The sequence below is a fragment of the Actinokineospora pegani genome (assembly GCF_009745975.1).
In the GTDB taxonomy this organism is placed as follows: domain Bacteria; phylum Actinomycetota; class Actinomycetes; order Mycobacteriales; family Pseudonocardiaceae; genus Actinokineospora; species Actinokineospora pegani.
The window spans coordinates 65,039-87,393 of sequence record NZ_WHOL01000033.1; the positions used below are offsets into that span (position 1 = coordinate 65,039).

At 72.2% G+C, this 22,355-nt stretch carries 19 protein-coding genes; 11 read left to right on the forward strand and 8 right to left on the reverse strand.

Features of this window, described 5'->3' with window-relative positions; genetic code table 11:
• Positions 1-50 precede the first annotated feature (50 nt).
• The gene (locus GCL84_RS01420) at positions 51-2,024 is read right to left on the reverse strand and encodes an alpha-1,4-glucan--maltose-1-phosphate maltosyltransferase (RefSeq protein WP_156753478.1); all 1,974 of its coding nucleotides are present in this window, start codon (positions 2,022-2,024) and stop codon (positions 51-53) included.
• 307 nt (positions 2,025-2,331) lie between these two features.
• On the opposite strand from GCL84_RS01420, the gene glgP reads away from it, so the two are divergent.
• A complete protein-coding gene (gene glgP / locus GCL84_RS01425) occupies positions 2,332-4,878 on the forward strand; it encodes an alpha-glucan family phosphorylase (protein ID WP_156753479.1) in 2,547 nt (848 codons plus the stop codon).
• A gap of 162 nt (positions 4,879-5,040) precedes the next feature.
• On the opposite strand, the gene GCL84_RS01430 is transcribed toward glgP, so the two are convergent.
• The 3 genes from GCL84_RS01430 to GCL84_RS01440 all read right to left on the reverse strand — a co-directional run bounded on the left by GCL84_RS01430 (position 5,041) and on the right by GCL84_RS01440 (position 7,602).
• The gene (locus GCL84_RS01430; RefSeq protein WP_156753480.1) at positions 5,041-5,997 is read right to left on the reverse strand and encodes a class I SAM-dependent methyltransferase; all 957 of its coding nucleotides are present in this window, start codon (positions 5,995-5,997) and stop codon (positions 5,041-5,043) included.
• Positions 5,987-6,766, reverse strand: coding sequence for an enoyl-CoA hydratase/isomerase family protein (locus GCL84_RS01435; protein WP_156753481.1), 780 nt, complete (start codon positions 6,764-6,766; stop codon positions 5,987-5,989). Before GCL84_RS01435 ends, GCL84_RS01430 begins: the two co-directional genes overlap by 11 nt.
• 68 nt (positions 6,767-6,834) lie before the next feature.
• Entirely contained in the window at positions 6,835-7,602 is a 768-nt protein-coding gene (locus tag GCL84_RS01440; RefSeq protein ID WP_407924349.1) for an ABC transporter ATP-binding protein, read from the reverse strand.
• A 213-nt stretch (positions 7,603-7,815) separates the two neighbouring features.
• On the opposite strand from GCL84_RS01440, the gene GCL84_RS01445 reads away from it, so the two are divergent.
• The 4 genes from GCL84_RS01445 (at position 7,816) to glgX (ending at position 12,834) form a co-directional block, all read left to right on the forward strand.
• On the forward strand, positions 7,816-8,166 hold the full coding sequence (locus GCL84_RS01445; RefSeq protein ID WP_156753483.1) for a WXG100 family type VII secretion target: 351 nt from the start codon (positions 7,816-7,818) through the stop codon (positions 8,164-8,166).
• Positions 8,163-9,488, forward strand: a complete 1,326-nt coding sequence (locus GCL84_RS01450) for a hypothetical protein (protein WP_156753484.1) — start codon at positions 8,163-8,165, stop codon at positions 9,486-9,488. Before GCL84_RS01445 ends, GCL84_RS01450 begins: the two co-directional genes overlap by 4 nt.
• 1 nt (position 9,489) lies before the next feature.
• On the forward strand, positions 9,490-10,137 hold the full coding sequence (locus GCL84_RS01455; RefSeq protein ID WP_156753485.1) for a hypothetical protein: 648 nt from the start codon (positions 9,490-9,492) through the stop codon (positions 10,135-10,137).
• A gap of 570 nt (positions 10,138-10,707) precedes the next feature.
• Entirely contained in the window at positions 10,708-12,834 is a 2,127-nt protein-coding gene (gene glgX / locus GCL84_RS01460) for a glycogen debranching protein GlgX (RefSeq protein ID WP_156753486.1), read from the forward strand.
• A 57-nt stretch (positions 12,835-12,891) separates the two neighbouring features.
• On the opposite strand, the gene GCL84_RS01465 is transcribed toward glgX, so the two are convergent.
• Positions 12,892-13,587, reverse strand: a complete 696-nt coding sequence (locus GCL84_RS01465; protein ID WP_235925915.1) for an ATP-binding cassette domain-containing protein — start codon at positions 13,585-13,587, stop codon at positions 12,892-12,894.
• 40 nt (positions 13,588-13,627) lie between these two features.
• A complete protein-coding gene (locus tag GCL84_RS01470) occupies positions 13,628-14,566 on the reverse strand; it encodes a nucleoside hydrolase (protein ID WP_156753488.1) in 939 nt (312 codons plus the stop codon).
• Positions 14,567-14,627: 61 nt separating this feature from the next.
• Here GCL84_RS01470 and GCL84_RS01475 point away from each other — a divergent pair, with 61 nt between their 5' ends.
• A complete protein-coding gene (locus tag GCL84_RS01475) occupies positions 14,628-15,380 on the forward strand; it encodes an acyltransferase (RefSeq protein WP_156753489.1) in 753 nt (250 codons plus the stop codon).
• Positions 15,381-15,389: 9 nt separating this feature from the next.
• Here GCL84_RS01475 and GCL84_RS01480 read toward each other — a convergent pair whose 3' ends face one another.
• Positions 15,390-16,529: a hypothetical protein gene (locus tag GCL84_RS01480; protein WP_156753490.1), complete on the reverse strand. Its 1,140-nt coding sequence runs from the start codon at positions 16,527-16,529 to the stop codon at positions 15,390-15,392.
• An 80-nt stretch (positions 16,530-16,609) separates the two neighbouring features.
• Here GCL84_RS01480 and GCL84_RS01485 point away from each other — a divergent pair, with 80 nt between their 5' ends.
• From GCL84_RS01485 to GCL84_RS01495, 3 genes are all read left to right on the forward strand, one after another.
• Positions 16,610-17,989 (forward strand): neutral zinc metallopeptidase, encoded by a 1,380-nt coding sequence (locus GCL84_RS01485; protein WP_235925916.1) that lies wholly within the window; start codon positions 16,610-16,612, stop codon positions 17,987-17,989.
• Positions 17,990-18,119: 130 nt separating this feature from the next.
• Positions 18,120-19,574: a neutral zinc metallopeptidase gene (locus GCL84_RS01490; RefSeq protein ID WP_235925917.1), complete on the forward strand. Its 1,455-nt coding sequence runs from the start codon at positions 18,120-18,122 to the stop codon at positions 19,572-19,574.
• 85 nt (positions 19,575-19,659) lie between these two features.
• Complete coding sequence (locus GCL84_RS01495; RefSeq protein WP_156753492.1) at positions 19,660-20,229, forward strand: helix-turn-helix domain-containing protein; 570 nt, start codon at positions 19,660-19,662, stop codon at positions 20,227-20,229.
• A gap of 469 nt (positions 20,230-20,698) precedes the next feature.
• On the opposite strand, the gene GCL84_RS29090 is transcribed toward GCL84_RS01495, so the two are convergent.
• On the reverse strand, positions 20,699-20,875 hold the full coding sequence (locus GCL84_RS29090) for a hypothetical protein (RefSeq protein WP_197522942.1): 177 nt from the start codon (positions 20,873-20,875) through the stop codon (positions 20,699-20,701).
• Positions 20,876-20,899: 24 nt separating this feature from the next.
• Here GCL84_RS29090 and GCL84_RS01500 point away from each other — a divergent pair, with 24 nt between their 5' ends.
• The gene (locus GCL84_RS01500; RefSeq protein ID WP_156753493.1) at positions 20,900-21,526 is read left to right on the forward strand and encodes a hypothetical protein; all 627 of its coding nucleotides are present in this window, start codon (positions 20,900-20,902) and stop codon (positions 21,524-21,526) included.
• A gap of 44 nt (positions 21,527-21,570) precedes the next feature.
• The gene (locus tag GCL84_RS01505) at positions 21,571-22,191 is read left to right on the forward strand and encodes a DinB family protein (protein ID WP_156753494.1); all 621 of its coding nucleotides are present in this window, start codon (positions 21,571-21,573) and stop codon (positions 22,189-22,191) included.
• The last annotated feature ends 164 nt before the right edge of the window (positions 22,192-22,355 follow it).

A 22,355-nucleotide genomic window follows, 5' to 3' on the forward strand; every position in this document is an offset into this window, starting at 1 on the left:
GACATGCGTACAGCACATCGGTGGCGCACGCGCGGTCCGGTCCCGCGGCGCTAACGTTTGATGTGGACAATGTGCGCGACCGACTGCCACGGGTCGAGGCGCACGTAGTTGCCCGCCGACGCACCCCACTCCCAGGTCTGCCCGGAGACCTCGTCGTGGGCGGTGTACACGCGGTCCGGCTCCAGGCCGAGCGCGCCCCAGTCCAGCCACAGCAGGCCGTCCTGCGCGCCGCCGGGGTCGAGCGTGACCACCACGACCACGGTGTCGCCGGTCGCGGGGTCCACCTTGGAGTAGGCGATCAGCGCGTCGTTCTCCACGGTGTGGAACTTGAGGGTGCGCAGTTGCTGCAGGGCGGGGTGCGCCCGGCGGATCGCGTTGAGCCGGGTGATCCACGGTTGCAGCGACCGGCCCTGCGCCAGCGCGGTGTCGAAGTCGCGCGGGCGGAGCTGGTACTTCTCCGAGTCGAGGTACTCCTCGCTGCCCGGCTTGACCGCCTCGTGCTCGTAGAGCTCGTAGCCGGAGTACACCCCCCACGTCGGCGACATCGTCGCGGCCAGCGCGGCGCGGATGGCGAACATCGCGGGCCCGCCGTGCTGCAGCGAGGCGTGCAGGATGTCGGGGGTGTTGACGAACAGGTTGGGCCGGGACTCGTCGACGTGCTCGACGATCTCCTCGCCGAACTCGGTCAGCTCCCACTTGGCCGTGCGCCAGGTGAAGTAGGTGTAGGACTGCGTGTAGCCCAGCTTGGCCAAGCCGTAGAGCCGCGCGGGGCGGGTGAACGCCTCGGCCAGGAACAGCACGTCCGGGTGCCGGGCCTTCACCTCGCGGATCAGCCACTCCCAGAAGTCCGGCGGCTTGGTGTGCGGGTTGTCGACCCGGAACACCTTGACCCCGTGGCTGACCCACAGCAGGACCACGCGCAGCGACTCGGCGTAGATGCCCTCGGGGTCGTTGTCGAAGTTGACCGGGTAGATGTCCTGGTACTTCTTCGGCGGGTTCTCCGCGTAGGCGATCGTGCCGTCCGGGCGGGTGGTGAACCACTCCGGGTGCTTGCCGACCCACGGGTGGTCCGGCGCGCACTGCAGCGCGAAGTCGAGGGCGATCTCCAGGTCCAGCTCGCGGGCGCGCTCCACGAAGGCGTCGAAGTCGTCGAAGTCGCCCAGCAGCGGGTGGATCGCGTCGTGGCCGCCGTCGGCGGAGCCGATGGCCCAGGTGGACCCGACGTCGCCCGGCTTGGACTCGGTGCTGTTGTTGGGGCCCTTGCGGTTCACCTCGCCGATGGGGTGGATCGGCGGCAGGTAGACCACGTCGAAGCCCATGGCCGCGGCCCGGTCCAGCTCCTTCATCGCGGTGCGGAAGGTGCCGTGCCTGGGCGTGCCGTCGGCCTCGACCTCCCCTGTGGACCGTGGGAAGAACTCGTACCAGGAGCCGTAGAGCGCGGTCTTGCGGTCGACGACGACCTGGTACGCCTTGCCCTTGGTGACCAGCTCGCGCACCGGGTGGGTGTCCATGACCCGGCGCACCGACTCCGAGAGCGCCTCGGCGATGCGCGCCGACAGCGGCAGCGCGGTGTCGCGCAGCGCGCGGGCGGCCGAGACCAGCAGCTTGCGCTCGACGCTGCGGTCGGGCCTGCGGCCCACCCGCTCCACCAGCCGGGCGCCGGTCTCGAGGTCGTTGGCCAGCTCATCGGCGTCCTGACCAGCGGCGACCTTGACCTCCACGGTGTGCAGCCAGGTCGACCACGGGTCGGACCAGGCGTCCACCCGGTAGGTCCACAGCCCCTCGGCGTCGGGGACGATGTCGGCGGTGAACTGGTCCGTGGTCGGCCCGGTGGACCGCATCCGGGTCTTGCGCGCCCGCGCGTCCTGGGGCCCGCGCCAGGTGACCGTCGCCGCCACGGCGTCGTGCCCCTCGCGCCAGACCGTCGCGTTGATCGGGATGTGCTCGCCCACCACGCCCTTGGCGGGATACCGACCGCAGGACACGATCGGGGAGACGTCGTCGATGCCCAGCCGACCGCTCACCGGTCAGGCTCCTCTCGGTCGCGGGTTGTGACTCCATCCTGCCTTGCTCGATCCAGCCCCACACGATGACCTCCCGCTGGTGCCGGGAGCCGTTGTGCTTCTGTGTCTTGGGGACTCGCCCAGCCCCGTGTCCTGGGGACTTACCCCGCCCCACCGGGGTATCAACCCCGCTGGGCCCAGCAGCCCCCGAACGCACCAGCCGAGCACGGGGCGTGAGCGGACCGGCGGTCTTGGATACCGGCCGGTATCCAAGACCGGCCGGTTCGGTGGCTTGCTCGATCCAGGTTCGCCGCTAGGGTCGGTTGGCGTGAAAGCCGTACGCCGATTCACCGTCCGCGCCGGACTGCCGGCGCAACTCGCCGACCTGGGCACGCTCGCCACGAACTTGCGCTGGACGTGGCACCCGCCGACCCAGGACCTGTTCGCGGAGGTCGACCGGGACACCTGGGAGCGGGTCGGGGCCAACCCGCTGCACCTGCTGGCCCGGGTCCCCGCCGAGCGGCTCGACGCGCTCGCCGCCGACGAGTCGTTCCTGGCGCGGGTCCGGGAGGTGTCAGACGACCTGCGCCGCTACGTGGAGCAGCCGCGGTGGTACCAGCGGCGCAGCGAGGAGGTCGGCGCCACCGGGCCCAGGATGCCCGGCGCCATCGCCTACTTCTCCATGGAGTTCGGCGTCACCGAGGCGCTGCCCAACTACTCCGGCGGCCTGGGGGTGCTCGCGGGCGACCACCTCAAGGCCGCCTCGGACCTCGGGGTGCCGCTGATCGCCGTCGGCCTGCTCTACCGGTCCGGCTACTTCCGGCAGTCGCTCTCGCTCGACGGCTGGCAGGTCGAGCACTACCCGGTGCTCGACCCCAACGGGCTGCCGCTGGAGCTGGTGGCCGAGCCCTCCGGCGCGCCGATCCTGGTGCACGTGGCGATGCCCGGCGGGCGGGTGCTGCGGGCGCGGATCTGGAAGGCCCAGGTCGGCCGGGTGCCGCTGCTGCTGCTCGACTCCGACATCGAGGAGAACGCCGAGGACCTGCGCGCGGTCACCGACCGCCTCTACGGCGGCGACCAGGACCACCGCATCCGGCAGGAGATCCTGGCGGGCGTCGGCGGGGTGCGCGCCGTGCGCACCTTCTGCGAGCTCAACGGCGTCGCCCAGCCCGAGGTCTTCCACACCAACGAGGGCCACGCGGGGTTCCTCGGCCTGGAGCGGTTGCGCGAGCTGGTCTCCGGGCACGGTCTGGACTTCGACCAGGCGCTGTCGGCGGTCCGCGCGGGCACCGTGTTCACCACGCACACCCCCGTCCCCGCGGGTATCGACCGCTTCCCGGTCGACCTCGTGCAGCACTACTTCGGCGACGACAGCCTGCTGCCGGGCATCGACCTGCGCCGGGTGCTGGCGCTGGGCGCCGAGGACAACCCGGGCATGTTCAACATGGCGCACATGGGCCTGCGGCTCGCGCAGCGCGCGAACGGCGTCTCGCGCCTGCACGGCGCGGTCAGCCGGGGGATGTTCGGCGCGCTGTGGCCGGGCTTCGACACCGAGGAGGTGCCGATCTCCTCGGTCACCAACGGCGTGCACGGCGCGACGTGGACCGCCAAGGAGATGACCGACCTGATCGGCGACCCCGCCGAGGACGGCGAGATCGCGGGCCCCTCGGTCTCCGACGCGAGGCTGTGGGAGCTGCGCACCGCGCTGCGCGGCAGGCTCGTCGACGAGATCCGCAGGCGGGTCCGGCAGGCCTGGCTGCAGCGCGGCGCGTCCGCCCTGGAACTGGGCTGGACCGACTCGGTCTTCGACCCGGACGTCCTCACCGTCGGCTTCGCCCGCCGGGTGCCCACCTACAAGCGCCTGACCCTCATGCTCCGCGACCCCGAGCGCCTGCGCGCGCTGCTGCTGCACCCCGAGCGCCCCGTCCAACTGGTCGTGGCGGGCAAGTCCCACCCGGCCGACGACGGCGGCAAGGCCCTCATCCAGCAGATCGTCCGCTACGCCGACGACGCGGGCGTCCGCCACCGCATCGTCTTCCTCCCCGACTACGACATGTCCATGGCCCGCTACCTCTACTGGGGCTGCGACGTGTGGTTGAACAACCCCATGCGCCCCCTGGAGGCCTGCGGCACCTCGGGCATGAAGGCCGCCCTCAACGGCGGCCTGAACCTGTCCATCCGCGACGGCTGGTGGGACGAGTTCCACGACGGCAGCAACGGCTGGGCCATCCCCACCGCGGACGAGATCACCGACCCGGTGCGCCGGGACGACCTGGAGGCAGCGGCCCTCTACGACCTCCTGGGCTCCCAGGTGGGCCCCCTGTACTACGACCGGAACGAGCAGGGCGTCCCCACCCGCTGGATGTCCATGGTCCGCCACACCCTCGCCACCCTGGGCCCCCAGGTCCAGGCGACCCGCATGGTCCGCGAATACGTCGAATCCGCCTACGCCCCCGCCGCCACCTCGGGCGCACAGGCGCAGGCCGACGACCACCAGGCAGCCAAGGACCTGGCCGCCTACCGCCACCGCATCCAAGCCGCCTGGACCCACATCCGGGTAACCGACTGCGAACTCAACATCCAGGACGACGCCCCCACCCCCGTGATCGGAGACCGCGTCCAGGTGAAGGCCACAGTGGACCTGGCAGGCCTGACCCCCGACGACGTGGAAGTCCAAGCCGTCATCGGCCGAGTAGCGGACACGGACGACCTGTCCAATGTAGTCACAGCGACAATGACCCCCACCACCCCCCAAACCTGGGAAGCCCAAATAGCCCTCCCCCACGCAGGCGCCCTAGGCGTAACAGCCCGAGTCCTCCCCAAACACCCCCTCCTGGCCACCCCCGCAGAACTGGGCAAGGTCGTACTCGCCTGACCCCAGACCAGCCCCACCCAAACCCACCAAGCCGGTCACCCCCCGGCCTGGACGCACTCCCGGCCGCACTAAACAATCCGCGGCCCCAAAGGACAGGCTCCCCAGCGAACACAGCGGCCCCGGGTCCACAAAGGACCCGGGGCCGCCGCCGTCACGCACACCTCAAAGAGCCTTCCGCCCACCGATCATCACGTTGTAGAAAAACTCCCGAGGAACAAACTTCTTCATGACCTTCTCATCCAGCCAGGAAAGCCGCTGCCACGACTTCATGGCGAACAGCGCCCACCCGAAGCCCAACTTCTCCCGAGGCACCGCAGCCTCGAACGTCCGCACCGGCCACCCGAGCAACGCAGCCGTGAACTCCTCAGTCGAGGCCCGGACGTCCACCAACCCAGCATCCCGCGCGATCCCCTCCAACTCAGAGGGGTCAAACGTGTGGATGTCGACCACAGCCTCAAGCGCAGCGGCCCGAGAAGACTCGTCCAACTCCCCCTGCGGCCGCCGCCACGCCCGCAACGGCCCCAGCTTGGTGATGTTGGTCGTCAACCACCAGGTCGCCTGCCCGAGCTTGCGCGCGTAGGTGTCGCCGATCCGAGTCGGCTCCCCAGCGAACACGAACCGCCCGCCAGGCTTCAACACCCGGTTGATCTCGGCGAACGCAGCAGGCAGATCCGGGATGTGGTGCAACACCGCATGCCCGACAACAAGGTCGACGCTGTTGTCGTCGAACGGGATCCGCTCGGCGTCGGCGACCCGCCCCTCGACGTCAAGCCCCAACGACTTGGCGTTGCGAACGGCGACCTCGACCATCCCCGGCGAGAGGTCCGTCGCGTACCCCTTCTTGGCCAACCCGCCCTGCATCAGGTTGAGCAGGAAGAAGCCGGTGCCGCTGCCCAGCTCCATGACCGTCTCGTACGGCCAGCCCTCATCCCCGGCGACAGCCTTGAACCGGCCGGTGGCGTAGTCGATGCACCGCTCGTCGTACGAGATCGACCACTTCTCGTCGTAGGTGCCCGCCTCCCAGTCGTGGTAGAGCACGTTCGCGAGCTTCGGGTCGGAATACGCCGCCTGGACCTCGGCCTCGGTGGCGTGCGGGTTGGGGGTCGGCTCAGCGCCCATTGAACTCAGCCTTCCCCGGCCCGTTCTCGATGAACGACTTCATGCCCGCGTCCCGGTCCTCGGTGGCGAACAACGCGGCGAACAGGTGGGTCTCCAGCTTGAGCCCGTTGGCCAGGTCCCCGTCGAGCCCGCCGTCGATGGCCGCCTTCGCCGCGGCCAGCGCCCGTGAAGCCCCGCGGGTGAACTGCGCGGCCCACGCCCGCGCTGTCGCGTACACGTCGTCCGGCGAGACGACCTGGTCCAGCATCCCGATCGAGAGCGCCTCCTCGGCGCCGAGGAACCGCCCGGTGAAGACGATGTCCTTGGCCTTGCTGGGCCCCACCAGCCGCGCCAGCCGCTGCGTGCCACCGGCCCCCGGGATGATCCCGAGCAGGATCTCCGGCTGCCCGACCTTGGCGTTGTCCCCCGCGATCCGGCGGTCGCAGGCCAGCGCCAGCTCGAAGCCCCCACCGAGCGCGTACCCGGTGATGGCGGCGACGGTCGGCTTGGGCAGCGCCGCCACCTCGGCGATGGACGCCTGCAGCTCCGGCCCGTAGTCGGCGATGTCGTTGTACGACATCCCCGCGAACTCCTTGACGTCCGCGCCCGCGGCGAAGACCTTCGGCCCGCCGTAGACGATGACGGCCTTGACCTCGGACCGCGCCGCCGCCTCCCTGGCCGCCTCGCGCAGCTCGGCCTGGAGCTGACGGTTGATCGCGTTCATCGGGGGACGGTCGAGGCGGATGGTGCCCACACCGTCCTCCACCTCGAGCCGGACGAACTCACCCACGGCCATGCCTCCTCAGCGCTGTCTGCTACCCGGTCGGGACCGACCCGGAAAGGTTACTCGTCAGTACGCTACCGTCGGCGACGGGCGAAGTACCGGTCGCCGGAGCGTTCGAGCTCCAGCGGCTGGTCGAACGCGGCCGACAGGTTCTCGCTGGTGAGCACGTCGTCCATCAGGCCCTGCGCCACGACCTCGCCGCGGGCGAGCAGCAGCAGGTGGGTGAACCCGGGCGGGATCTCCTCGACGTGGTGGGTGACCAGCGCGGTCGCCGGGGCGTCGGGGTCCATCGCCAGCTCGCTCAGCCGCCCGACCAGGTCCTCGCGGCCGCCCAGGTCCAGCCCGGCGGCGGGCTCGTCGAGCAGCAGCAGCTCCGGGTCGGTCATCAGCGCGCGGGCGATCAGGGTGCGCTTGCGCTCGCCCTCGGACAGGGTGCCGAAGGTGCGCTCGGCCAGGTGCGCGATGCCCATGGCCTTGAGCAGCTCGCCCGCGCGGCCGGTGTCGAGCTGGTCGTACTGCTCGCGCCAGCGGCCCAGGACCGCGTACCCGGCGCTGACGACGACGTCGAGGGCGCGCTCGTCGGGCGGGACCCGGTTGCCGATGGCGGCGGTGGCGAACCCGATGCGCGTGCGCAGCTCGAACACGTCGACGCGGCCGAGCCGCTCGCCGAGGACGTCCACGGTGCCGGTGCTCGGGTGCAGCTCGGCGCCCGCGAGCCGCAGCAGGGTCGTCTTGCCCGCGCCGTTGCCGCCGAGGATCACCCAGCGCTCGTCGAGCTCCACGCGCCAGTCCACGGCCTTGAGCAGGTCGTTGCCGTCGCGCCGGACACCGACACCGGCCATGTGCAGCACGAGGTCGTCGAGGTCGTCATGCGGGCTCTGGTCCGTCAGGCTCTGGTCCGTCACACCGGCCATTCTGCCTGCCACCGGGGACCACCCGGGTTGCCGGGGCGTGCGGCTGTTTTGACCGGGTGCGCACCCGCGCTGCCTGCCCCGGCGGAATCGGCGTCTACTCAGGCCGTCCGGGGATGGCGCCCGGGGAACGGGGAGGTGGGGATGGCGGGCTACGCGGTGGACACGGCGAGCTTGGCCGCCCGCGTCGGCGAGCTGAACGCGGTGGCCGACTCAGTGGACGGGGTGGTCTCCACGCTCGACGCGGCGGGGTGCGACCTGGGGCCCGGTGACATCAGCTCGGCGGTGGCCGAGGTGGTCGAGCGGTGGCGGGCCAACCTGGGCGGGATGCGCGACAAGATCGGCGAGATCGCCGACAACGTGCGCGGGGCGGCCGACAACTACGAGTCGGTGGAGCGGACGAGCCGCGACGCGATGGCCGCCCACGCCGACTCGACGGTGGCCGAGCAGGTCGTCCGGGGCCTCGAGCAGGCCGTGCCGCGGAGGACGCCGTGAGCAGGCCCGCCTTCCCCGCCCTCGGCTTCGACCCGACCACCGGCGACCCGGCCTCGGTGCGGGCCGTGCTGCTGTCGATGGCCTCGGCGCAGCAGGCGATCTCGACGACGCTGCCCCGGCTGGAGTCCGCCGCGAAGACCACCGACGACGCCGACTGGGGCGGCAGCGCGGCCGAGGAGTTCAGCGACCACGGCGACGACCTGCCGGTGGCGCTGGGCTCGGGCGCGGAGTCGATCGGCAAGGCCGTCGAGGCGCTGAGCAGGTGGGCGGGGCAGATGACCGCCAACCAGGCCCGCGCTGACGAGCTGGAGGCCGAGGCCAAGAAGCTCAAGGCGGACCTCGAGGCCGCCGAGGCCGACCTGCGCGCCGCGGCCTCGGCCGTCCCGCGGGACACGGGACACCCGAAGCACGCCGCCCGCTACGACGCCTTCCTGTCGGCGACCAAGGTCCGCGAGGACCTCGACACCACGCTCACGAAGGTCGTCGACGACGCCAAGCGGTTGCGGGCCAAGCACCTGCGCGAGGCCAACGCCACCGCCGACGGCATCCGCTCCGGCCCGGACGACGCGTTCGAGCCGGAGAACGACACCTGGTACGTGCAGGCCTTCGACGGCACGGCCAAGGCCGCCGACGTGGTCTCGCTGGCCACCGGAACCGTCGCCGCCGGGCTGGCGGCCACCGGCGTCGGCCTGCCCGCGGCCGCGGTCCTGGGCACCGCGTCGACGGCGTCCGGCGCGGTCGGCTCGCTGGCCGCGCTGGGCCAGCAGCTCTCCGGCTCGCGCAACGCGGGCGGCTGGACGGCCACCCTCCTCGGCCTCGGCACCGCCGTGGCCCCCGGCGGTGGCACGGCGGCAGCGGCGGTGCGCTCCGGCGGCAAGGCCGCGGTCAGGGGCGGCGGGCGCGCAGCGCTGCGCGAGGTGGCCGACGACGTCCGCAAGGCGATGGGCTCCGACGGCCTCCCGGGCGTGGTCAACGACGTCAGGGCCATGCGGCAGCGCGGCATCACCGGCAAGGCCCGCAAGGACCTGATCGACTCCGGCCGCGACGCCGCCAAGCGCCAGGGACTCGACCACGACCTGTCGAGGCTCCCGCTCCGCGACCGCCGTGACGCCCTGATCGGCCTGGGCGCCGCGGAGAAGCAGCGCGAGGGCGTGGTCAGCGCCATCGACCACGCCCAGAAGGTCGCCGAGAAGGCCGGGGTGGAGCTGTCGGAGGACCAGAAGAACCGCCTGGAGATCCTCAAGGTCGCCATGAACCCCACCGACAAGGCCATCGACGGCGCCGTGACCGGCCAGGTCACCGACCGGCTCAAGGGCGGGTGACGTGCTCATCAGCCTCCCCGACGACGTCGTGCGCAAGATCCCGCTCAGCAGCCCCGAGACGGCCGTCGCCGAGTTCGCGGGCCTGCTCGCGGGCATCCGCCCCGGCGCCGCCGCCGACCTGGAGGCCATGGCACACGAGGCGGTCGACACCGCCCTGCGCCACGGCGCGGTGCTGCTGGCCGTCGCCCACCCCGACGGCGCCGACCCGGCCCTGCTCACCGGCGTCGCCATGGCCGCCCCGCCCACCTGGGACCTCGACTCCGCCCAGTCCCTGCGCGACGCCGTCGAGGACGTCGCGGGCCCGGACGTCCGCGAGACCCTCCTGGTCACCACGTCCCTGGGCCCCGCGGTGATCGCCCAGCGCGTGCCGGGCCCCGAACAGGCCCGCGACCGCCGCCCCCTCACCCTCCAGCTCCAGGCCTTCATCCCGGAGCCGAACACCCGACGAATGCTCCTGCTGACCCTGGCATCCCCCTCCACCACCGGCTGGTCGACCCACCAACGCCTCTTCGCCGAGATAGTGGTCTCCGCGAACCACGACCCCGCCGACGACTTCGCCCCCGCAGACCTCCACCCCACCACCGCCCGACCCCCCACCCCGGCGGACGACGACGAGTCCTTCGAGACCCACACCTTCCGAGTCACCTGACCCCCACCCAATGCCCTGGTCCAGCCAGCGACCCGGCAGTGCGCGATCGCCACACCGACACCGAACCGGGCCGCCGACACCCGCCATCCACACCCACTGGCCAGCACACACCACAACGGTGACCACCACCCGGTTGTCCAGCCCGACGACCCCACCACCCACTGCCCGCACCACGAATCCCGGAACCAGCGACTCCCCCGTTCCCACCACTCATCCCGCACCAACCTCGACGACAACGCACCACCCCCGCAGCGACAAGCCCACCCCACCAAGCACGCCCAACAACCACCCCGCGCGACACCAAACCCCACCACACCACTGGGGGCGGCCCGAAGCCCATTCTACCCGCCCAACCCACACCGCACCCCGAAGTCGATCATGCCTGTGGACAACCCCGAAACGATCCACAGGCGCGCACCCACCCGCCACACCGCGCGCCCAGCAAGATCACCGTTTCCCCAGCTCACACCCCGAAACCCCGCTCGAGCCCGCAAAACCCCCGAGCGATCTCGATCACGAGTTCGAGGTGCGCTCCTCGATCTCGACCCTCCCGTGGGTGAGGATGGATGGGTGACCAACGAACCGCACACGCTCCCCGGCCGCCCGTTCCCGCTCGGCGCGCACCCGGAGGCGGGGGGTGTCCGGTTCAGCGTCGCCAGCTCGACGGCCGAGGGGGTCGAGCTGTGCCTGGTGGGCGACGAGGACGGGAGCCTGGTCGAGCAGCGGATCGAGCTGACCGAGCGCACCTTCGGGATCTGGCACGCCCTGGTCCCCGGCATCACCCCTGGTCAGCGCTACGGCTACCGGGTGCACGGGCCGTGGGAGCCCACCCGGGGCGTGCGGTGCAACCCGGCGAAGCTGCTGGTCGACCCGTACGCGCGGCGGATCAGCGGGCAGGTCACCGACCTGTCGGCGACGCGCGCCTACCGCGGCGACCCGATGACCGGGGCACCCTCGCGGGAGGACTCGCTGGGGTCGGTGCCGTTGTCGGTGGTGGCGCCCGCGGGGGGTGGCGACACCGGGCCGCGGCCGGACGTGCCGTTCGAGGAGACGGTGCTCTACGAGGTGCACGTCAAGGGGTTCACCAAGCTGCACCCGGACGTGCCCAAGCACCAGCGGGGCACCTACCTGGGGATGGCGCACCCCGCGGTCGTCGAGCACCTGGTGCGCCTCGGTGTCACGGCGGTGGAGCTGCTGCCGGTGCACACCCACGCCGACGAGCCGCTGCTGCTCAAGACCGGGCGGCACAACTACTGGGGCTACTCGACGCTCGGGTTCCTGGCGCCGCACGAGGGGTACGCGTGCAGGCCGGGGCACGAGGTCGAGGAGTTCCGGACGATGGTCGCGGCCCTGCACGCCGCAGGCATCGAGGTGATCCTCGACGTCGTGTTCAACCACACCTGCGAGGGCGGGGTGGGCGGGCCGACGCTGTCGATGCGGGGGTTGGACGCGCCCGCGTACTACCTGCTCGACCACTCCGGGCGCGACGTCGACCTGACCGGGTGCGGCAACACGCTGGACCCGGGGTCGCCGACGGTGGTGCGGCTGGTGACCGACTCGATGCGCTACTTCGCCTCCGAGCTGGGCGTCGACGGGTTCCGCCTGGACCTGGCCAGCGCGCTGGGCCGCCCCGGCGGCGGCGGGTTCGACCCGCACTCGGCGCTGCTGACGGCCATCACCTCCGACCCGGTGCTGTCCAACCGCAAGCTGATCGCCGAGCCGTGGGACGCCACCGGCGAGGGGTACCGGGTCGGCGGCTTCGGCGTGCAGTGGGCGGAGTGGAACGGCCGCTTCCGCGACGGCGCCCGGGACTTCTGGCGCGGCGCCACCGGCCCGCGCGACCTGGCCTACCGGCTGTCGGGCTCGTCGGACCTGTACGCCATCAGCGGCCGCCGCCCGTGGTCGTCGATCAACTTCATCACCGCCCACGACGGCTTCACCCTGCGCGACCTGGTGTCCTACAACCAGAAGCACAACCAGGAGAACGGCGAGAACAACCGCGACGGCACCGACGACAACCGCTCCTGGAACTGCGGCGCCGAGGGCGAGACCGGCGACCCGGCCGTCCTGGCCCTGCGCGACCGCCAGGCCCGCAACCTGCTCGGCACCCTGCTGCTGTCGACCGGCACCCCGATGCTCGTCGCGGGCGACGAGCGCTGGCGCACCCAGCACGGCAACAACAACCCGTACTGCCTGGACAACCAGACCTCCTGGGTCGACTGGACCTCCGACCACCGCGCGGACGACCTGCTCGCCTACACCCGACGCCTCACCGCCCTGCGCGCGGACTCCCCCGCCCTGCGCCAGCCCCAGTTCTTCGACGGCCGCCCCACCCGCTCCGGCGAGCCCGACCTGGTCTGGTTCCGCCCGACCGGCGAGACCATGCAGGCCGAGGACTGGTTCGACGACTCCACCCGCACCCTCGGCATGTGGATCGACGGCTCGGAGTGCCTCTCCCGCAACCGCGACGGCGAACTCGTCGCCGACGACTCGTGGCTTCTGCTGCTGCACGCGGGTCAGGAGCCGGTCGAGGTCACCCTGCCCTCGAACAGGTACGGCTCCCGCTTCATCCCGGTGCTCGACAGCGGCACACCGCGCGGTGTGCCCGCGGCGGCCGAGCCGTGGGAGCCGGGCAAGACCATCGAACTCCCCGCCCACACCCTCCTGCTCCTGCGAGCTCCCCGCGACGGGGCCTGACCACGGCCGCGACTCCTCCCCGCCTGCCGCGGACAAGGCACCACATGAGCCCAACCCCTAGGTGCGGAAGAAGCCCTGCACGTACGGGTCCTCCAGGCGGCGGATCTCGTCCGGCGTGCCCGCGGCGGTGATCCGCCCCTCGCGCAGCACGACCATGCGGTCGGCGACGCCCAGGGCGACCACGTGGTGCACGTCGTGCGTGATGGCGAGGACGGCGGCCCCGGTGTCCGCGTACTCGCGCAGAGTGCCCCAGACCTCGTACGCGAGACCGGTGTCCAGGGACGCGGTCGGCTCGTCGGCGATGAGCAACCCGGGCACGGGGAGCAGCGCGGCGGCGAGCGCGGCCCGCTGGACCTGACCGCTGGAGTGCTGGTCCGGGTACAGGTCGAGCGCGTCGAGGGGGTAGCGGGCAGCGGCGCACGCGCGCTCGACGGTCCAACGCCGGTGCCGCTGCTCCAGCCCGCGCAACTGCGCGCCGACGGTGTCCGCCGCGGTGAAGGCGCTCGCGCCCTCCTGCGGGACCAGGCCCACGGTCCGCCCGCGGACCTCCCGCCAGTCCTCGACGTGCGCGCCCTCGATGAGCACGTCGCCGGTGGCCTGGGCCGTGTCGGGCAGCCGCCCGGTCAGTGCGGCGGCGAGCATGGACTTGCCACCCCCGGACTCACCGAGGAGGGCGGTGACCTGCCCCTTGGGCACGGTCAGGTCCACCCCCTCGACGACGGTCTCGCTCCACCGGCCCGTGTCGATGTGCACGGTCAGAGCACGCAACTCACCAGCCGGGCGCACCCGCGCCTCAGCTCAACCGCTGCAACATCAGGTCCGTGAAGGCGGGAACGTCGGTCTCCATGGCCACGTCGATCACCCGGAAGCCCGGTGCCCGCTCGGCGTTGAGCCGCAGGTCGGCCAGCGTCCCGCCCCGGCGCGGCGAGAAGGCGGTGTCCACGGTGAGCGGGACGCGCTTGGTCTTGAGCGTCCCCGGGAAGATCGCCTCGGCGACGGCCACGGCGTCGTGGATGACGGTGCCGTCGTAGCCGAGGATCTTGGCGTAGGCCTCCCGGTAGACGCCCGTCATCGGCTCCAGGGCCGCGCCGAGCGGACCGGCGGCGGCGAGGCGGGCGAGCCAGTCGGAGTCGACCGCGCACTGGTAGGTGAGGTCGATGGGGACCAGGGTGGTGGGGATGTCCTCCTCCACCAGCACTCGGTAGGCGGCCTCGGGGTCGGCCCAGATGTTGAACTCGGCGGCGGCGTTGACGTTGCCGCCGGTGAGGCCGCCGCCCATGACGACAAGGCGGTCGATGCCGTCGGCGGCCTCGGGGTGGGCGGCGAGCAGGGCGGCGACGTTGGTCAGCGGCCCGATCGGCACCAGCGTGACCGGCGTGTCGGATTCCCGGATCAACCGGGCCATCAGCGCCACGGCCCCCTCCGGCTCCAGGCCCCGGTCCCGGTCGGCGAGCAGCGCCGCCTGCCCGGACAGCCCGTCGTCGCCGTGCACCGTGGTCTTCTCGACGCCGGAGGGGTAGACCAGCGGGCGGGCGGCCCCGCGCCCGACCGGCACGTCCTCCCGGTCGACCAGCTTGAGCACCTTCAACGCGTTGCGGGTCGTCAGGTCCAGGCCGACGTTGCCGTGGACGGTCGTCACCGCGACCAGGTCGCACTCCGGCGACCGCGCCGCCAGGGCCAGCGCGAACGCGTCGTCGATGCCGGGATCGGTGTCGATGATGAGGCGGGGCATGGGCCCATGCCTACCACCCCCGTCACACCGGGCCTCGGTCACTCTGGGCTACCGTCTGCCCATGACGTCGATGTGGGGGTCGCCGGTGGTGACCCGGCTCCGGCACTGGTCGCGCGGGCACCGCGACCCGCAGCAGGCCCGGTTCCTGACCCTGGCCTCCCTGCGCTGGGTGCTGCGCAACCGCGCCTACTCCCCCTGGTACCTGGTCCGCTACTGGCGGCTGCTCAAGTTCCGCCTGGTCAACCCGCACGTCGTCCTGCGCGGCATGGTCTTCCTCGGCAAGGACGTCGAGATCCACGCCCGCCCCGGCTTCGGCCGCCTCGAGATCGGCCGCTGGGTGCACATCGGCGACGGCAACGCCATCCGCTGCCACGAGGGGTCCCTGCGCATCGGCGACAAGGCCGTCTTCGGCAGGCAGAACGTCGTCAACTGCTACCTCGACATCGAGCTGGGCTCGGCGACCCTCGTCGCCGACTGGGTCTACATCTGCGACTTCGACCACGTCACCGCGGACATCACCCAGCCCATCAAGGACCAGGGGATCGTGAAGTCCCCGGTGCGCATCGGCCCGGACACCTGGATCTGCACCAAGGTCACCGTCACCAAGGGCACCCGGGTCGGCCGGGGCTGCGTGCTGGGCGCGCACGCGGTGGTGCGCGGCGACGTCCCGGACTTCGCCATCGCGGCGGGGGCGCCCGCGAAGGTGGTGCGCAACCGCGTGTCGGCGTACGAGGCCGACGCCGAGCGGCGCGAGGCCGTGCAGGACATGGCCCGCAAGGCGGCCAAGGCCCTGCAGAAGACGCTGGAGAGCTAGGCGGATGTCCTAGGTGATCGACAGGCGGTCCCGCACCGCCGCCACCCGGGGCCACCACGGCACCAGCGCCTCGGCCTCCGCCAGCACGGTCCGCGCCGTCGCGTTGTCCCCCGCCGCCATGTGCGCGCTGGCCAGCGTGGCGAGGTCGTCCGCGCGGCCCAGCGGATCGTCCCCGGAGCCGACGGCCGTGCGGGCCAGCGTGACGGCCGTGGCGGTCTCACCGGTCAGCAGGGCGTGCAGGGCGCGGACGCCGGTCAGCTTGTACGTCGGGTAGCCCAGGGTCTCGGCGTTCTCCATGGCGCCCACGGCCGTGCCCAGGCCGACCTCGGCGGGCAGCACCCCCGCCTCGACGGTCGCGCAGGCCAGCCCCGCGAGGGCGGCGAACGACACCGCCGCCTCCGCCGGGGTCTGCGTGTCGTCGCCCGCCATGGGCAGGGCCAGGGTCAGGGCCTCGGCGTAGCGGCCCCGGGCCTCGAGCACCAAGATCCTCGCGGCGAGAGCGGTGCGCAGGCCCGGGTGGTCACGGGCCAGCCCCTCGGCCAGCTCGGCGGCCACCCCGAGGTCCCCGGCCTGCGCGGCGCGCACCACCTCGCCGACCACCGGCGCGGCGTCCAGTTGCTCGGCCTTGGGTCCGGTCAGCCCCGGCAGCCGCCACACGTACCACCCGGTCGACGTGGCCACGGCCGTGCGGCGCGGGACGAGACCCACGGCCACCGCGTACACCGCGCCAACCGTCCACCCCAGCCAGAAGCCAACCCCCCACTCGACGACCAACAAGGCCACAGACCCGCCGACCACCAGCACGCCCAGCCCCGCCGAGCACAACGCCGCCAACCACATCCGCCGCCGGGCCGGGGCCTTGCCCGGCCCGATGGCGACCGACAGCAACAACGGCACCGCCCGCAGCACGACCGTCCGGTGCGGCGTCGTCCACTCGGTCAGCCGACGCCCCACGCCGACGACCACCTGGTGCACCCGCACCCCGAAGGCCAGCGCGCCCGCGAGCATCCCCACCTGCAACGACAACAGGCCCACCAACGCCCCCGCGACCAGGCCGACCACCGCCCACAACGGCGATCCATCGGTCAGCCACGCCGCCAAGGCGGCGATGACGGCGAGTCCCAGCATGGGGTGGCGCAGCGCTCTCACCCCTGGATGACGCGGGGTGCGGCGCACAGGTTCCCCCGAACGGCAGCACGCCCGCACGCGCACCAGGCACACTGGTGGCCGTGCGCGTGCGTCTGATCCCGGTGCTGATGGCCGTTGCGGCCCTGCTGGCCTGCACGGTGACCGTCCCGGGCACGCCGACGAGCCAGGGCGGCGTCGTCGCCCCGGACAAGGGCGGCGCGGCCGACACGTCGTTCGTGCGGAACTCCGACGGCGGGGAGATCGACCAGTTGGCCGCCACCGTCGTCGACGACGTGCGGGCGTACTGGACGGAGAAGTTCCCCGAGACCTTCGACGCCGAGTTCGAGGACCTCAGCGGCGGCTACTACTCGGTCGACACCGCCGACGCGTCGAGCCCGGAGCCGCCGTGCACCGAGAACGCGGCCGATGTCGAGGGCAACGCCTTCTACTGCCCGACCGCCGACGTGATCGCCTGGGACCGGGCGGCGCTGCTGCCGGTGCTCAAGGAGCGGTTCGGCGAGGCCGCGGTGATGCTGGTGCTCGCGCACGAGATCGGGCACGCGGTGCAGGCCAGGACCGGGGTCGGGATCAGCCAGCGGCGCGCGGCCCCCGACCGGTTCCCGACGATCCTGATCGAGGCGATGGCCGACTGCTACGCGGGCTCGTTCGTGCGCTGGGTGGCCGACGGGAAGGCGCCCCGGCTGCGGATCGAGAAGCAGCGGCTGGACTCGGCGCTGGAGTCGCTGATCACCTTCCGCGACCCGATCGGCACGGACCAGACCGACGGCGGCGCGCACGGCGACGCCTTCGACCGGGCGTCGGCGTTCCAGGACGGCTACGACTCCGGGGCGAAGCTGTGCTCGGGGATGACCGTCGACAACCGCAGGTTCACCCTGACCGGGTTCAGCACCGCCGACGACGCCCAGCGCGGCGGCAACCTGCGCTTCGACCAGATCATCGAGTCGATCACCCCCGGCCTCGACGCCTACTTCGGCGGCGCGGTGGCCGCGGCGGGCGGCACGTGGACCACGCCCAGGGTCCGGCCGGTCAGCGGCGACCCGGCCTGCGAGGGCGGCAAGCAGGGCCCCGTGGCGTTCTGCGCGGGCGACAGGACCATCGAGTTCGACGACGCCAAGGGCCTGCCCGCCCTGCACAAGGACATCGGCGACTACGCCACCGGCACCCTGCTGGCCAGCCGGTACGGGCTCGCGGCCCGCGCGGCCACGGGCAAGCCGCTGACGGGCGCGCAGGCCCAGGAGTCGGTGGTGTGCCTGGCCGGGGCGTTCACCGGGTCGCTGTTCGCCGCCGAGGACGCCAGGTACCTCTCGCCGGGCGACCTCGACGAGGCCGTGCAGGTGCTGCTCGACTTCGACTACGCCGCCCGCGACGGCCAGGGCGGGGCGCTGGCCGCGGGCTTCGACCGGGTCGCGCGGTTCCGGTCCGGGTTCACCGACGGCGCCCGCGCGTGCGGCCTGGGGTGACGACCTTGTCTCACTGTGCGTAACGATGTGGGGCGGGTGCCGCCGATCGATGTCCGATTCCGCCCGGTCTTGAGTAGGGTGCAGCCTGTCGGCGGCAGGCCTGGCCTGCGACGAGTGAGTGGGGACTGACGTGCGGGTACTGCAGTGGCGGATCGCGGCCGCGGTCGGTGTCGTGGCGGTCGTCGTGGCGTGCGCGGGCACGCCCGTCGTTGGCGTCGCGCGCGGCGTCGGCGACATCGACGCGGGCACGGTGGCCGGGCTGCCGGTGGACAACAACGGGCCCAGCGGTCCCAAGCAGGGCGCCGAGGACGCGAACCTGACCGTCGAGAACGCCGACGGCGGCGAGATGGACCGGCTGGCGGTCAACGCGCTGTCCGACATCTACGACTACTGGACCATCCACATGCGGGCGGACTTCGGCGAGCAGTTCGAGCCGGTGCGCAGGCTGGCGTCCTACGACTCCGACGGCAAGGCCATCACCCTGTGCGGGACCAGCACCAAGGGCCTGGTGAACGCGTTCTACTGCGGGCAGGACGACAGCGTCGCCTGGGACCGGGGCGTGCTGCTGCCGATGCTCGACAAGCAGTTCGGGCCGATGTCGGTCGTGGCCGTGCTCGCGCACGAGATGGGCCACGCGGTGCAGTACCGGCTGGGCGAGAAGTCGAACATCTCGCAGAGCACGCCGACGATCATCAAGGAGCAGCAGGCCGACTGCTACGCGGGCGGGTTCTTCCGCTACGTCGCGGACAAGAAGGCCAAGCACTTCGACATCAACACCGGCCAGGGCCTCAACCACGTGCTGGCCACGATGTTCTTCATCCGCGACCCGGCGGGCGCCTCGGCGACCAAGCAGGGCGCGCACGGCCTGGCCTTCGACCGGGTGTTCGCCTTCCAGGCCGGGTTCGTCGAGGGCCCCAAGCGCTGCGCCCGGATGGACGCCGACGAGATCAACGGCCGCATCGTGGAGAAGGAGCGCAACGAGACCGAGATCAAGGGCTCCGACGACGGCGACGTCGACCTGGCCGACGCCGAGGTCCGCTCCCTGCTCAAGGCGAGCTTGAAGCAGGCGTTCGGCGACACCGGCAACCACCCCGAGATCACCTACGACGGCGCCCGGTGCGCCAGCGGCGGCTCGACCCCGCCGGTCTCCTACTGCGCCGACAACAACACCGTCGCCGTGGACACCAAGGCCGTCCAGAAGATCGCCACCCCGCCCAAGCGCGGCCAGGAACCCGGCGTGGACGGCGCGGGCATCGGCGACTTCGCCGCCTTCGCCGAGATCGCCTCCCGCTACGCCCTGTCCATCCAGAACACCGTGGGCGCCCCCCTGAACGGCGAGAAGGCGGGCCTGCGCACCGCCTGCCTGACCGGGGCGTGGGCCCGCTTCACCGACGCCGACGGCGGCCGCAAGCTGCGCTTGGCGATCGGCGACCTGGACGAGGCGGTGGCCGAGCTGCTGCAGGACAACAGCCTCATCGCCGCGGACGTCCAGGGCAAGCAGATCCCGAGCGGGTTCGCCCGGGTGGAGGCCTTCCGGGTCGGCTACTTCGAGGGCGACAAGGGGTGCGCGGGCCGGTTCAGCTAACTGGGCCGGATCGGCGGGCGCTTCCCAGGCAGGCCCCGAGCACGAACCGTGCCAAATCGAAAAATCATCTGCTGTAATGGCAAACATGGACGTAGACACCGTGCTGGCGGGCATCGGCCCCCGCCTCAAGGCCGTGCGCGGCGAGCGGGGCACCACCCTGACCGCCCTCGCCGCCGACACCGGCATCTCCGTGAGCACCCTGTCCCGGCTGGAGTCCGGCAAGCGCAAGGCCACCCTGGAACTGCTGCTCCCCATCGCCCGCGCCCACGGCTGCGACCTGGACGAACTGGTCGGGCTCAGCAACGCCCCGGACCCCCGCGTGCACCTCGAACCGCGCAAGGTCGACGGCCGCACGTTCTGGCCGCTGACCGCCGCACCCGGCCAACCCCGGGCCTACAAGATCCTCTTCCCCCCGGTCGACACCGGCGACCCGGACCCGCGCTCGCACGAGGGCCACGAGTGGATCTACATCCTCAGCGGACGCCTGCGGCTGATCCTGGGACAGCACGACATCACGCTCAAGGCGGGCGAGGTGGCCGAGTTCGACACCCGCGTGCCGCACTGGCTGGGCAACCCGGGACCACACCCGTGCGAGGCGTTGGCGCTGTTCGGCAAGCAGGGCGAACGAGCACACGTGCGCGCTCGATCGACCTAGGACGCGTTCCCCGCCTTGGCCACCCGCCCCCGCAGCCCGGCGCACACCTCGACAACCACATACCGCCGCACTGGCCAGGCAACCCGGGACCACACCCGCGCGAAGCGTTGGCCCTGTTCAACAAGCAGGACCAACGAGCACGTGCGCGCTCGATCGACCTAGGACGCGTTCCCCGCCTTGGCCACCCGCCCCCTCAGCCCAGCGCACACCTCGACAACCACATACCGCCACACTGGCCAGGCAACCCGGGACCACACCCGCGCGAAGCGTTGGCCCCGTTCAGCAAGCAGGACCAACGAGCACGCACGCCCTCGATCGACCTAGGACGCGTCCCGCCTTGGCCACCCACTCCCGACACCTCGACAACCGCATACCGCCGCACTGGCCAGGCGACCCGGGACCACACCCGCGCGAAGCGTTGGCCCTGTTCAACAAGCAGGACCAACGAGCACGCACGCCCTCGATCGACCTAGGCCTCTTCGGCAGCCTTGCCCTCCGCCGCCTTGGCCACCCGCTCCCGCAGCTTGGCGCGCACCTCGTCCGGGGTGTAGGCCTGCCGCTGGCGTTCGGCCCTGGCGATGGCCGCGCCACCGGCCGCCACGCCGACCACACCTGCCAAGCCCAGGAACTTCCACACGTGCCGCATCGGGGCAGGCTACCGTCCTGACGCATGATCGACCTGGACGACGCCGTCGCCCTCTCCCGCACCGGTGACATCTGGCTGTTCCGCGGTCGCACCCCAGCCGACCGGGCCATCCAGACCCTCACCAACAGCCCCATCAACCACGTCGGCATGGCCGTCGTCCTCGACGACCTGCCCCCGCTGATGTGGCACGCCGAGCTGGGCCGCTCGCTGCCCGACGTCTGGTCCGGGCAGCACCAGCGCGGCGTGCAACTGCACGACCTGCGCGACGCGGTGGTGGTGTGGGCGCACCGCTACGGGCAGCGGGCCTGGCTGCGCCAGCTCGAGCCGGAGGCCACCGCCGAGCAGGAGGACGCCGTCCTGCGGACCATCGCCCGCCTCGACGGCGCCCCGTTCCCCTCCTCGGCCCGCCTGCTCGGCCGCTGGGCCCGCGGCCAGGCCCCCCGCCTGCGCTGGTCCAAGCCCCTCCCCGAAGCAGCCCTCGAAACCGCCTACTGCGCCGAGGTCGTCGGCCTCACCTACGAGGCGATGGACCTGCTCCCCGCCACCCCCCGCCCCGGCTACGACCCGGGCAGGTTCTGGAGCGGCGACGACCTCGACCTCACCGGTGCCCGCCTGGGCCCCGAGATCACCGTGTCCATCCCCGACGCCTGAAAATCCCAGCACCCGGCCGGGGGGGCGCTGCTAGCTTGCCGGGAATGAGCGACTTCACCCCCGCCGACGTCGACGAGGCCGTGCACTGGTTCGTCGACACCTTCTCCGACACCCCCGCGGCGGACTGGGAGTCCCTGGCGGGCCCCCTCACCTGGACGTGCTGGGAGACCGCCGAGCACGTGGCGGACGACCTGTTCTTCTACGCCACGCAGTTGACCACCAGGACCCCGCCGCGCGAGACCCACCTGCCGTTCTCCTGCACCGCCAACCGGGAGGGCGGCCCGGAGAACACCGTGGGGGCCGACCGGGCAGGCGGGGTGCCGGGGCTGCTGGCAGTGGTGGAGAGCTGCGGCCACCTGTTGTCCGCCGTGATCACCACCGCCGACCCGAACCTGGTCGCGCACCACACCTACGGGCAGGCCCGCCCCGAGGGCTTCGCCGCGATGGGCGTCGTGGAGCTCCTGGTCCACGCCTACGACATCGCCACCGGCCTGGGCACCCCCTGGACCCCACCCACCCCCCTGGTCACCAGAACCCTGACCAAGCTCTTCCCCCACGTCGAACCAACCGACGACCCAGCGGCAACCCTGCTCTGGGCAACCGGCCGAGGCACCCTCCCCAACCGCCCCCCGGTCGGCGAATGGCGCTGGATCAACACCCACTGACCTCGCACCTCGGCCTGAACCACACCCCACGCGATCCCGTCCACACCCGCCCCACCCCGACAACAAACCCCACCCACCACCGGGGCAATGCCACTTAGTTGGTGTTTTTCCTGGTTGGGCGGGTGTGGTGGAGGGTTCGGGTGAGGGGGTCCGGTCGGTGTCGG